Raw genomic sequence first — 13,136 nt, forward strand, 5'->3', positions numbered from 1 at the left:
TGATCATTTTGTTGCACGAAAACGTCCATAATAGTCACTATACAACATTCAACTTCATATCATGAAGTCACGTTAAATACACAATCCAACAAAAAAATTGTTTTGAAATTCACCATTCAATACGATTGAATGTACTATCAAGGGATAGACTTTAGGTATAACTTTATGAAAATTGAAAAAATTCCTGATTCCATTGACCCAAGTTTAAACTTGGAACAAATTCGTGACGAATGTTTAGAACTCACTAAAAAACGTGCATATTGGTCCGCAGGCGCAGCAATTGTACCGATTCCATTCTTTGATGTGGTGGTTGATTTGGGTATGCTGACCCAGATTATTCCCGATATTAATGCCCGCTTTGGTTTAGCACCTGAACATATCAGTGTTTACGACCCTGAAACTAAAAAAGTTCACTGGGACGAACTACGTAAGCGCGGATTTGAGTTTTCAGGTTTTGTGGTGGCGCGTACCGCGATGAAAAAGTCGTTTAATGGCTTTTTCACCAAGATTGCCACCAAACAGGTGACTAAATTTATTCCTTTAGGCGGACAACTTGTGGCAGCCAGTCTTGGCTATTTCATGATGCGCAAAATCACTGAAGCGCATGTCCAGGATTGCTATAATCTGGCAAAACGGATTCAGCAAAAAAGCCGTAATACCATTGTTGCTTAAATCAAAAATAAGCAGGTATCGATTTAAATACCTGCTTTTTATTGGTTTGGTCAGGTGAAATGAAAAACTGAAAATTGCCCCTATTACTCGACCAAATTCATGTGTTATTTACTTCACACCTCAAGGCTCCTGTTTACATCACACCAACACATCCATAAAAAAACACCACAATTACGTTAATATTCACTTAATTTTTTAAGCTTTCATAAAGATTGTATTTTTAATCTCCACATCTCGATGATAATTAGATGATGGAGCGTCGTTGTGCAAACTAGCCAATCACCTTCTCGTGTCCGTGCAATTTTTAACGTGACCAGCGGGAACTTCCTTGAACAATACGACTTCTTCCTTTTCGGTCTCTATGCACAGGCGATAGGCGAGACTTTCTTCCACTCCGACAGCAGTTATGCCGCACTGATGAAAACCTTTTTGGTGTTTGCTGTCAGTTTTCTGATGCGCCCGATTGGTGCGCTGGTACTTGGCCCTTATGTTGACCGGATCGGTCGCCGTAAAGGTCTAATGGTGACCTTGAGCATTATGGCTTTTGGTTCTTTAATCATTGCATTTACCCCAAGCTATGCCAGTATTGGCTTTGCAGCCACAGTCCTCATTTTCGCAGGTCGGCTTGCACAAGGTTTCTCTGCTGGCGTTGAACTTGGCGGGGTCTCGGTTTATTTGGCAGAAATTGCCGAGCCACATAACCGTGGTTTTATCACCAGTTGGCAATCGGCGAGTCAGCAAGTCGCGGTGATCTTCGCTGCTGTGTTGGGCTATATCGTCAGTGTCATTTTCACCAAAGCTCAGGTTGATGCATGGGCATGGCGAATTCCCTTTTTCGTCGGTTGTGCCATCATTCCATTTATCTTCTGGCTACGTAAGTCATTGGCTGAAACAGAAGCCTTTGCCTCCCGTAAAGAACATCCAAGCACTCGACAAATTCTAAGCACTTTGGCGGCCAACTGGAAAATTGTGCTGGCAGGTGTTTGTATGGTCGCCACCACAACGACAATGTTCTACTTTATTACTGTCTATACACCGACTTACGGTAAAGAAGTACTCCATTTAACCCGCACCGAAAGCTTAATCGCCACGATTATGGTTGGGCTAAGTAACTTTATTCTGTTACCGATTGGCGGACATCTTTCTGACAAATTTGGTCGAAAACCATTGTTAATCACCACAACCTTGTTGATCTTTATCAGTGCTTATCCACTACTGACTTGGCTGACCCATACCATTAGCCTGTCGCATATGTTGATGGTGCTGTTGTGGTTCTCTTTGCTGTATAGCTTCTACAACGGCGCGCTGGTGGTTTCACTAGCTGAAATGATGCCGAGTTCAGTCCGCATTGCCGGTTTCTCCGTGGCTTATAGCTTTGCCACTTCGATTTTTGGTGGACTCACACCGATGATTGCAACCTATCTGGTACAGACCTCAGGCAATAAGAGCATGCCTGCTTTCTGGCTGATGTTCGCCGCAATCACCAGTTTAATCGCGACACTGATCGTATTCCGTCAGCATCGCAGTTATAGCGCCCAATTAGCGAGTAACAATTAATTTAATTGAAGTTAGCTGTAAGGCGGATTAGTCCGCCTTCAGTTGTTGCAAAATTGCTTTTAAAACCTGAATCCGTGCTGAATATTTATCATCCGTCGCAATTACATACCACGGTGCATAATCGGTATCGGTTCGTTCAAACATATCCGCTGCTGCCTTGAGATAATCATCCCATTTCTCACGATTACGCCAGTCTTCTTCTGTGATTTTAAAACGTTTATGTGGTGTTTGTTCACGTGCCTTGAATCGGAGTGCCTGCTCGTCTTTACTAATCGCCAGCCAGATTTTGACAATCACTGTCTGGCTATCCACCAGATTTTCTTCAAAACGATTAATTTCACTATAAGCTCGTTGCCATTCTACTGTTGAGGCAAAACCTTCAATGCGCTCAACCAACACCCGCCCATACCAGGTACGGTCAAAAATGGTAATCTTGCCGCTATCATTTAATCTATTCCAGAAACGCCACAAATAAGGTCGGCGCAACTCATAACGTTCGGGTGCTGCAATGGTATGGATTTCATATTCTCTCGGATCGAGTTTTTTGACGATGCGTTTGATTGCACCGCCCTTACCTGCTGCATCCATCCCTTCAAAGCAGATCACGACTTTGCGCTCATCAAAACGCAGCTTATCCGCCACTTTTTTGGTCAGTTTACTCAGTTCTTCTTTATAATCTTCTTTTTCCAGATTGGCTTGCTCTGGTTCCAATAGGCGCTGTGGGATTTTTGCCTGTTGCCACTTCTGGGTCACTTTAGTCTGGTGTTCTGGCAACTCTTGCAAGGTTTGCAAAAGATATTGTGCGAAACATTGATCACGCAACTTTTCATCTTCGCCATCAATAATAAACCAGTCATCGGTAAAGCGTTGGCTCAAGCCCTGCAAGGTATCGTATTGTTTTTTATTCCGCCAATCCAGACCGTGTAATTTATGCCAGCGTTGTTCCGAAGCATCGATTTGGTCCAAGCGCTTTTGTAGCGATTTCCACGATAAATCAAACCAGACTTTGACAATATGTACATGATTATTTTGCAAATCATGTTCAAAAGCCCGCATTTGTTCAATATAGGCATCAAACAAATTTTCATCCAGTGGCTTGGACACATGCATCGCGGTGGTAAGCAAATCGCTATACCAGTTACCAAACATCACCACGATTTGCCCTTCAGCAGGAATAAAACGGGTGTAAGACTGCCAAAAAGGCTGGCTATTTGTTAAAAATTGCGGTGCGTCGGCCTTGACTCGTAAATAACGAGGATCTAGCCATTCACGTAACTGTTTCACGGCCTCACCTTTACCGGCCAACTCAATACCACTCACCAGAACCAGAACACTTTTTGCATTTTTCTTATCACGACTTTCTTTTAATGCATATTGCGCCTCAATCAGCTCTAAAGAGAGTTCATCTTCGTCACGTAATTCAAATGTGGGTTGTTGTTTACTCATGTGCTGCTCTAACTGGCTCATTATTAAAATTAAAATTGCTATTGTTCAAACTATAAATGTTCGCAGAAAAACCCGTGTACAGTTTATGTTGACTGTACCGACACGACTATAGTGACTAATTATTAAGCATTTAAAGTTTATGCTGTCATGGTTCTCCGCTATGATGATGCCTATGATTTTATCGTTTTATTTTCTTTGAGTTCGAACATGTCAAAACTCGCTGCATTTGATCAACTTTTATTACAATATCAATCTTTGAATTACCACCAGAATCCAGCGATTGCGCAGAGATTGCATGAAGTACAGGCATGGATGAAAGCACGTATTGCCGAGACGCATGCAGAGTTCTTTGCCGAACCCAAGAACCAGCTTATGGCAGCGTACTTTTTAAATCGCTTATATGGTGGGCCAGACTTTGATGCAATGGCGCAACAAATCGAACGTCTGCTCAAATATGCCCATAAAGCCGAAAGCCTTCTCCCGGAAAATGCGATTAAAACAGGCACTAAATCAGTGAGTTTAGCGGTACTTGCAACACGACTCGATGAGCAAGTTGCTCAGCAACTGTTAGAAGATTATCCCCTCGAAACACCTTTAACGGATGAGATCATGCGCCAGACCTTGATCAAACTCGATCAGGGTGAAGCGCGTTATGAACAACTCCAGCTTCTTGATGAATTAGGCCTGACGCTTGATAAATATATGCGTTCAACCATGATGTATGCTGCCTTTAAAATGTGCAAAGGCATCGCACATAAATACCAGTTTGATGGCATGTATGAGTTTATTCAGGAAGGTTTCGCTGCGATGAAACCCATGAAATCTGCGGCAACCTTTATTAAAACCTTTAGTGAAAAAGAGCGTGAAATTATTGATAAAGTTCATGCAGGACACCCAAATCCATTCCGTGACTAGGATAAGTCTGCTTCTATTTCAGCCACGCACATGATGGCTGAAATAGAAAAATGAGTCTTTTCAAATCTTAAGAAAAATTAAAACCCTTTTGAGAAAGTGACTTTCTGTATATTATTCATATCAATTACATGCGAAACCCTGTAAAAAGATACAAAATCTGTCATCATGCTTGCTGATTCGTGCCGCTAGAGCGAAAGTTTAGGAGAAAACAATGTCTAACGAAAACCAACAGCCTACCCCAGAAGTTGAGCAAAACCCAAGTTCAGACAAAGTCAGCCCTTTCTTAAACACGCCACTTCCACAAGGCACACCACAAGGTCAGCAACAGTCTCTACAACAAGATGCAGCGCCGACCTCAACAGGTTCAATCCCAAAATATAATTTGCCGCGTGGTGCCAATACAGGCAACGTTGGTGCAACCACACACTTCGGTTATCAAACCGTGAGTAGTGATGATAAGGCACAAAAAGTTGCCGAAGTGTTCCATTCCGTTGCCAGCAAATACGACATCATGAATGACTTGATGTCATTTGGTATTCACCGTCTATGGAAACGCTTTGCGATTAATATGTCAGGCGTTCGTCGTGGTCAACATGTGCTGGATATCGCAGGTGGTACAGGCGATTTAGCCAAAGTATTCAGTCGTGAAGTTGGGCCGCAGGGTCATGTTGTTTTATCAGACATCAATGAATCAATGTTAAATGTCGGTCGTGATCGTCTGATTGATGCAGGCTGCACCAACGTTGATTTCGTACTTGCCAATGCTGAAACTTTAGAGCCATTTGCAGACAACAGTTTTGATTTAGTCACCATCAGCTTTGGTCTGCGTAATGTGACTGATAAAGATGCTGCGTTACAAGCCATGTATCGCGTGCTTAAGCCAGGCGGTCGCTTATTGATTCTTGAGTTTTCTAAGCCAGTGTTTGAGCCATTCTCAAAACTGTATGACCTTTATTCATTCACAGCATTGCCGATCATGGGCAAACTGGTTGCCAATGACTCGGAAAGCTATAAATATCTGGCTGAATCGATTCGTATGCACCCAGACCAGCGTACCCTGAAAGGAATGATGGAAAATGCAGGTTTCCAAAGCTGTGACTATCACAACTTAACAGGTGGTATTGTTGCGGTTCATCGTGGATTCAAACTTTAAGGTTTAAGATATGTGGTCGATTTTAGCACTCGGTGCAGTCGAACGTATCATTCATCATGTGATTGATCTGGATGCGATTACACGCATTCAGCTTAATCAACTACAAGGTCAATTATTACGTGTTGTGATCGATAGTCCACAACTCTCGGTTGATGTGTTTTTTGATGAGAATAGAGTTCGTCTCGAACCGACCGTGACGGGACAAAGTCAAAGCCCTTCTATTTTTGAACAGCGCCCTTTTGATCCTCAACATACCCTCAAGGATGCAACTGCAACCTTACATGTTGAAAATACGGTTGAGCTGGTTAAATTATTGCTCAGCGACATAGATCAGATTGGCAATATTCCATTGCAAGGTGATTATCACTTATTGCAGGATATTCAAAAAATCATGCAGCAAGCAGAGCCAGATCTCGCAGCGCATTTATCCCCGTGGATCGGTCCACAACTGGCACATGAGTTGGGTAAAGTGCAACTTGCACCGAAACAGTTAAAACGCTCACTACAAAGCCATTTATTTTTTGTTGAAGATGCCTTAAAAGAAGATAGCGGTTTATTTGCCCCACGTTGGCAAATGGATGATCTCAATCGAGAGACCCGCCAACTCAATCAGGAAATTGATCGTCTGGAAGCCAAGCTTCAACAGCTGAATGCTCAATTCAATCCACAAAAGCAACCCACATAAGACTAGGTAAGACTTTATATGATTCCGCATGTTACACGGTTACACGAACTCTGGCGTATCGCAGCACACTATCGCCTTGATACCCTGTTCCCTGCGGAAGAATTACCTGTTAAAGCACGTCATGCATTAAATATCATTAAAATGCACCCAGCGGCTTGGTCAAGCCGCGAAAAGAAGAATCCGCTTAAACTGAAAGAAGCACTTGAAGAAATGGGGCCGCTGGCGATTAAGCTGGGACAACTGCTGTCTACACGCCGCGACCTGATTCCACCAGAAGTATTATCGCAATTGGTGTTATTGCAAGATCAAGTCAAGCCCTATGACACCCAACTGGCAAAACAACGGATTCAGGAATCACTTAAAGCAGATGTGACCACCCTGTTCTCTCGCTTTGATGAACAACCACTTGCTGCCGCTTCGATTGCACAAGTGCATACAGCAGCTTTGCATGATGGTCGCGAAGTCGTAGTGAAGGTCACTCGTCCTGATATTCGCAGTCAAATTTTACAAGACTTTGAAATTCTGGCTTGGTTAGGTGACTGGCTGGAAAACCGTTTGGAAGCAGCCCGTGCCTTGCATCTGACAGAGATTATTCAAGATTATCGTCAGATTATTTTAAATGAGCTTGATCTAAGTCTGGAAGCCGATAATACCCGTCGTATGCGTCACTACTTTACAGGTTCAAGCATGATGTACGTGCCTGAAGTCTATATGGACAGTAAAGATGTGATGGTAGCGGAACGTATTACTGGCGTGCCGATCTCTGATATCGCGACCTTTGACCGTTTAGGCATGGATCGTGCGGATCTGGCAGAAAAAGGCCTGACCATTTTCTTCACCCAAGTATTCCGAGATAATTTTTTCCATGCAGATATGCATCCGGGAAATGTCTTTGTCGAGACTATTAATCCAAGCAATCCACGCTTTATTGCGCTGGACTGTGCCATCATGGGTGAACTCTCCAAGCATGACCAGATGACGGTTGCACGTATGTTGCTTGCGGTGATGAACAGCAACTTTATGCAATTGATTCAAATCGTGCATCAGGCAGGCTGGATTCCACCGGGTACGGATCAGGATGCATTATCGCGTGAAATGCGCCGTACTGTTGGGCCAATGGTTTCAAAGCCGATGGATCAACTGGATTTTGCAGGTATCCTGATTCAGGTCATGGATATTGCCCGTCGTTTCCATCTGGAAATTCCACCACAACTCATGCTACTGCTCAAGACACTGGTGCATGTGGAAGGTTTGGGTACTGATCTTTATCCGCAACTGGATATCTGGAAACTGGCAAAACCGATTCTGACCGAATGGGTGAAAGCCAATATGAATCCCGTCAAGAATGTGAAAGAGCTCGGACAGCAAATCCCAGATCTGTTACTTGGCGCGCAAGACATTCCAAGCCTGTTGATTGATAGTCTGAATGGATTAAAAAACCAGTCTGCATGGCATGACAAGCAACTCCGTGAAATCCAGCACATGCGTTTGCAAATGCAGCAACAGCAACGTCGTAGCTGGATGTTTGGCAGCACCATGCTGATTTTGCTGACCATTGCCATTATTACACCGTGGTTTATTTCCATTGTATTGATTGTACTGAGTAGCCTGTTGGCGCTTTGGCGTATTGCGAAATAAATTCTGCTTTAAATCAAACAAAGGCTGTATCGATAGATATGGCCTTTCTTTTTGCCCTCAAATTCATTTTTTCTTAAAACCCAGCAAAAACGCAGCCAATTTTCAATTTAAAAATCATTTCAGGAAAATTTTATATTGAACTTAGGCCATCCTTACCTGAGCCCTTTTCCTGTTTTGAGAAGTAGATGATTATTTTTTGCTGATTGCTCATCGAAGCTACGACTAAGGCAATCAAATTAAAAAAAACAGATGTGAAAGGATGCAAATTTGAGTTTAAGGAATAGCGCAGAGAATTACGGCACAATTGCAAGATGGCTACACTGGACCACAGCATTGCTATTTTTATGTGCCTATTGCAGTGTTTATTACCGCCATTGGTTTACTGAAAAAGGTACAGCTGAAAACTGGACTGCTCTACAAATGCATCTTTCTGTCGGCGTAAGTATTGCAGTGCTTGTCATCCTTCGCGTGATCTGGCGTCTTAGCAATCCACAACCGAAGTTAGAACCTGCCAGCCCGCTCATGACTTTTGCAGCGCATGCAGGGCATTTTGCCTTATATGCCATTATGATCATTGCACCATTAACAGGCTATTTAGGTACCAGTGTAAATACGGAATTCTTTTTCCTGTTTGAGATCCCCCAATTTGAGCATACAGCCCTGTTCCAAAGCTGGATTTCACAAGGCTTGGGCTTAACCTTTGAAGAATTTGAGCAACCGATTGATTTTATTCATAAGCAAATTCTTGGACAATGGCTGATCTGGATGTTGATCCTTGGGCATGCAGGTGCAGCACTGTATCACCACTTTATCAAAAAAGACCGCACCCTCCTCAAAATGACCACTGGGCAAGATCAACCTAAATAAACCCATCTAATATTTAAAAAAGCGCTTAGATTTTCATTTTTAAAAAGTCGTGCAGATCAGTTAAGATCATCACTGAATGCTCCAATAAAGACTTTAAAAGAATAAGCAATGAAAACTCCACACTTTGCGATTGTCGGTGCAGGTACTGCTGGACTCGCCACAGCCATTTTACTTGCACGTGTAGGCAATCAAGTCACGCTATTTGAACAGGTTGATGAACTTTCCCCTGTGGGTGCAGGTTTACTTTTACAACCCGCAGGTTTAGCCGTATTTGAACATCTTGGTGTACTTGAATCTGCACTAAAATTAGGCGCGAGAGTCACAGGATTAGAAGGTCAGCTTGCAGATAAACGACTGTTGGTAAATAGTCATTATCGTGAGGCAGGCAGCAATCTATATGGACTCGGCATTCATCGTGCAACTTTATGTCACGTTCTCACCCAAAAGCTGGCTGAATATTCTAGTCATGTCACTTGGCGAATGAGTCACTCGATCGACCAGATTCAGGAAAGTGCCCATGAAGTTCGGCTATTCGGTACGTATCAGCAACAGAAATTTGATCAACATTTTGATGCGGTACTGATTGCCAATGGTGCACGTAGCCAGTTACGCCCTAAAGCATGGGTAAAAGTGGATCAGGCTTATCCGTGGGGTGCGGCATGGAGTATCGTGCCAGAATGCCCAAACTTAAATCCTGAAATTTTGCATCAATTTTATGACCGCTCAAAAATCATGATGGGTGTGCTGCCTACAGGTGCAATCCCGACCGCTCCACAGCAACGCCTTTCTAGTGTGTTCTGGAGTTTGCCTACCCCGCAACTGGGCGCTTTTCTAAAAGATGAATCAGCGAAACAACAATGGTTAAAGCAAGTCGGCGATCGTTGGCCTGAGGTTGGAGAATGGCTCAAACAGCTTTTGACAAATGAACAGAATCAACCTCAATGGCTTTCCGCTCAATATCGTGATGTGGTGATGTCACAATTTGGACAAGGTCGAACCGGTGTGATCGGTGACGCTGCCCATGCCATGAGTCCACAACTGGGGCAAGGTGCCAATATGGCTTTACTGGATGCATGGGCTTTTTCTCAATCCTTACAGGCTGCAACCCATCATCAGCAAACTGACTGGCCGATGCTCTGGCAACACTACCATCAACATCGACGTTCTTCGACCCAGTTCTACCAGTTTCTCAGCCGATTATTAACGCCATTGTATCAATCTGATCATTGGTGGGCGGGCGGCATACGCGATCTGACTTTCCCATGGATGTATCAAATTCCCTACTTCCGTAAAGAAATGGCAATTACCATTTCAGGTTTAAAAACTGGACTATTTCAACAACTGGATTATCAGCAAGTGGCACATTATGCTGGATCAAACCATGCATTGAAAAATACCAATGCATCTGTCCCTGAATATGAATGAGCACAGTGAAATATGAAAATTAGCCATCTAGATCATTTGGTTCTGACCGTTGCCGATATTGAGACAACTTGTAAGTTCTATCAATCCGCCCTGAACTTTAAAGTCATTCATTTCGGTGAAAACCGCAAGGCACTACAATTCGGCACTCAAAAAATTAATCTGCATCAAGCCGGCAAAGAGTTTGAACCTAAAGCATTTCGACCAACCGCAGGTTCAGCCGATTTATGTTTTATTGCGGAAACGCCACTCAATGAAGTGATTGCACACCTTCAGGCACAGCAGATTGAAATCATTGAAGGTCCAGTGCAAAGAACAGGTGCGATGGGAAAAATCCTTTCGATTTATTTTCGTGATCCAGATCAGAATTTGATTGAAATCTCAAACTATCTTTAATGCCCTATCCGCGATTTTTTACCCCACAAGCATAGCCAACCCCAGCCACAAACGCTACACTAGCTGCTTTCCACCCAATGGATTTTCACTCATGTCAAACTGGTTAGATGAAGTTAAATTTGATTCCAATGGTCTTGTTCCTGCCATTGCACAACATCATCAAACTGGTCGAGTGTTAATGGTTGCGTGGATGAATCGTGAGGCTTTACAACTCACTGCTGAAAAAAATCAGGCGGTGTATTACTCGCGTTCACGTCAAAAGTTGTGGCACAAAGGTGAAGAGTCAGGGCACTTTCAAACCGTGCATGAAATTCGTCTCGATTGCGATGCCGATGTCATTATTCTACAAATTGAACAGCATGGTGGTATTGCCTGCCACACGGGCCGTGAATCTTGCTTCTATCGCAAGCTCACCCCACAAGGTTGGGAAATCGTAGATGCCCAACTCAAAGATCCGACAGCGATTTACGGCGCATCTGCAAAAGTTGAAGCACATGATCACGTTCAAAGTGAACAGGTGGATGTGCTTGCTTATCTCGGGCGTTTGATGCAAGAACGCAAAAATGCCGAAGCAGATAACTCTTATGTTGCCAGCCTTTACAAAAAAGGCATCAATAAAATTTTAGAAAAAGTCGGTGAGGAAAGTGTCGAAAGTATTATCGCTGCCAAAGATTATGCGGTGCACGCCTCACTGGAAAATAAACACGATCTGGTTTATGAAGTCGCTGATCTCTGGTTCCACAGTATTGTCATGCTGGGTTATTTCGACCTTGATCCGCAAGTGGTACTAGATGAGCTGGCACGTCGCCAAGGTTTATCTGGTTTAGTTGAAAAAGCGAACCGTAGTAAAGAAGCGTAAATAGAGCCTGTGTCAAATATAGAAAAGCCAAAAGCCACCTATGAGCAAGCGATAGCCATAGACAATGCCCGTTTAGGTCAATCTTTTAAAGTGATTGCGTATGCTGGCACAGGTAAAACCACCACTTTGCAAATGATCAGTGATGCCATGCCCGAACGGCGTGGTATGTATCTGGCCTTTAACAAGGCTATTGCTTCTGAAGCACAGAATAAATTTCATGGCAACGTAAACTGTCGTACCTTCCACTCACTGGCATTTCGCAGTGTTCCACGTGGAGTCACCGACAAGTTACGTCTGCCCCGTCTCAGCCCAAGTTTTATTGCCAAAGAATATCGCTTAGAGCCAATTACTCTGCGTCGCTTAATGGGCGGACGTTATGAAAAATATGTATTGATGCCCAGCCGTCTAGCCAGTCTGGTGGCCAATGCGGTGAGCTACTTTTGTTCGACCAGTTCCCAATACCCTGCCCCACGTCATATTCAGGCACCGAGCTGGTTACATCTGGATGATATTGAAGCCTTACAGCAGCACCTTTATCCTGCGGTAGAACGCCGTTGGCTGGAATCGATTGATCCGAATCATCAGGCTGGAATCGGGCATGATATTTACCTGAAACTATGGGCCTTATCAGAACCGAATATTCCTGCAGATTATGTGCTGTTCGATGAAGCACAGGATGCAGACCCATTGATGCTAGGGATTTTACTGCGTCAAAAAAGTACCCAAGTGATTTATGTCGGTGATGCGCATCAGCAAATCTATGCATGGCGTGGTGCAATCAATGCCATGCAACAAATGCCTTTGCCTGAAAGTCGCCTCACCACCTCTTTTCGTTTTGGTGAAGCGATTGCCGATGTTGCCAACAGCTTGCTGGGTGCATTGAACGAAACCGTTCCTCTACTCGGCAATCCAAATGTAAAATCAAGTGTGGTCAATAAACCGCATACTAAAATGCGTGATGCCATCCTTTGCCGTACCAATGCCCGCGCGATGGAACTACTGCTTTCTGGTCTGGTGCATGGTGATAAAGTCAGCCTGCAAGCCGATCATCAAAAACTCAGCCGCTTTGTCGATGCCGCAAGTTTGCTGAAACAAGGTAAACGGATTACCGATGTGCCTGAACTGGCTTGGTTCAACTCATGGCATGATGTGCATGAATATTGTGAAACCAATGATGGTAGCGATATCAAACCTTTAGTGAAGCTGGTTGATGATCACGGAACTGAACCGCTGAAAAAAGCATTGGCAAAAATTACGCCGATTGAACAGGCAGACTATGTCATTTCAACTGCACACAAAGCCAAAGGTCTGGAATGGAATCGGGTTCATATCGAAGACGATTACCAATTTAAAATAAATGGAATGGAACATAAAATTACAGATGAAGAGTTAAGACTACTTTACGTGGCCTGCACGCGTGCTAAAGTAAGTTTAAATATTCATCATTTATACGACTTAATACAACAATTAAAACAGCGGGCGCCCTCAAGTCTTCGTCAGTCAGCAGGTTAAAGCGCTCATGATTG

At 43.6% G+C, this 13,136-nt stretch carries 12 protein-coding genes; 11 read left to right on the forward strand and 1 reads right to left on the reverse strand.

Translation table 11 applies throughout. The features are described 5' to 3' along the window. Positions 1-165: 165 nt before the first annotated feature. The gene (locus EC846_RS15225) at positions 166-672 is read left to right on the forward strand and encodes a hypothetical protein (protein ID WP_047431420.1); all 507 of its coding nucleotides are present in this window, start codon (positions 166-168) and stop codon (positions 670-672) included. Between the two features lie 264 nt (positions 673-936). Next, on the forward strand, positions 937-2,229 hold the full coding sequence (locus EC846_RS15230; RefSeq protein ID WP_123775674.1) for an MFS transporter: 1,293 nt from the start codon (positions 937-939) through the stop codon (positions 2,227-2,229). A gap of 27 nt (positions 2,230-2,256) precedes the next feature. On the opposite strand, the gene EC846_RS15235 is transcribed toward EC846_RS15230, so the two are convergent. Beyond that, positions 2,257-3,675 (reverse strand): phosphate--AMP phosphotransferase, encoded by a 1,419-nt coding sequence (locus EC846_RS15235; RefSeq protein ID WP_123775675.1) that lies wholly within the window; start codon positions 3,673-3,675, stop codon positions 2,257-2,259. Positions 3,676-3,882: 207 nt separating this feature from the next. Between EC846_RS15235 and EC846_RS15240 the strand changes: the two genes are divergently transcribed. The 9 genes from EC846_RS15240 (at position 3,883) to EC846_RS15280 (ending at position 13,122) form a co-directional block, all read left to right on the forward strand. Further along, on the forward strand, positions 3,883-4,590 hold the full coding sequence (locus tag EC846_RS15240) for an FFLEELY motif protein (protein WP_205634340.1): 708 nt from the start codon (positions 3,883-3,885) through the stop codon (positions 4,588-4,590). 211 nt (positions 4,591-4,801) lie between these two features. After that, positions 4,802-5,743 (forward strand): bifunctional demethylmenaquinone methyltransferase/2-methoxy-6-polyprenyl-1,4-benzoquinol methylase UbiE, encoded by a 942-nt coding sequence (gene ubiE / locus EC846_RS15245; RefSeq protein WP_004774123.1) that lies wholly within the window; start codon positions 4,802-4,804, stop codon positions 5,741-5,743. 10 nt (positions 5,744-5,753) lie between these two features. After that, complete coding sequence (locus EC846_RS15250; protein WP_123775677.1) at positions 5,754-6,428, forward strand: ubiquinone biosynthesis accessory factor UbiJ; 675 nt, start codon at positions 5,754-5,756, stop codon at positions 6,426-6,428. Between the two features lie 18 nt (positions 6,429-6,446). Continuing rightward, positions 6,447-8,066 (forward strand): ABC1 kinase family protein, encoded by a 1,620-nt coding sequence (locus EC846_RS15255; protein WP_004774121.1) that lies wholly within the window; start codon positions 6,447-6,449, stop codon positions 8,064-8,066. Positions 8,067-8,333: 267 nt separating this feature from the next. Beyond that, complete coding sequence (locus EC846_RS15260) at positions 8,334-8,933, forward strand: cytochrome b (protein ID WP_123775678.1); 600 nt, start codon at positions 8,334-8,336, stop codon at positions 8,931-8,933. A gap of 108 nt (positions 8,934-9,041) precedes the next feature. Next, positions 9,042-10,358 (forward strand): FAD-dependent oxidoreductase, encoded by a 1,317-nt coding sequence (locus EC846_RS15265; protein WP_123775679.1) that lies wholly within the window; start codon positions 9,042-9,044, stop codon positions 10,356-10,358. 12 nt (positions 10,359-10,370) lie between these two features. Further along, the gene (locus EC846_RS15270) at positions 10,371-10,751 is read left to right on the forward strand and encodes a VOC family protein (RefSeq protein WP_123775680.1); all 381 of its coding nucleotides are present in this window, start codon (positions 10,371-10,373) and stop codon (positions 10,749-10,751) included. Between the two features lie 91 nt (positions 10,752-10,842). Next, positions 10,843-11,610: a bifunctional phosphoribosyl-AMP cyclohydrolase/phosphoribosyl-ATP diphosphatase HisIE gene (gene hisIE, locus EC846_RS15275; protein ID WP_062848138.1), complete on the forward strand. Its 768-nt coding sequence runs from the start codon at positions 10,843-10,845 to the stop codon at positions 11,608-11,610. A gap of 9 nt (positions 11,611-11,619) precedes the next feature. Continuing rightward, complete coding sequence (locus EC846_RS15280) at positions 11,620-13,122, forward strand: UvrD-helicase domain-containing protein (protein WP_004774114.1); 1,503 nt, start codon at positions 11,620-11,622, stop codon at positions 13,120-13,122. Positions 13,123-13,136 lie beyond the last annotated feature (14 nt).

The organism is Acinetobacter sp. BIGb0102 (assembly GCF_003815055.1).
Lineage (GTDB): Bacteria > Pseudomonadota > Gammaproteobacteria > Pseudomonadales > Moraxellaceae > Acinetobacter > Acinetobacter vivianii.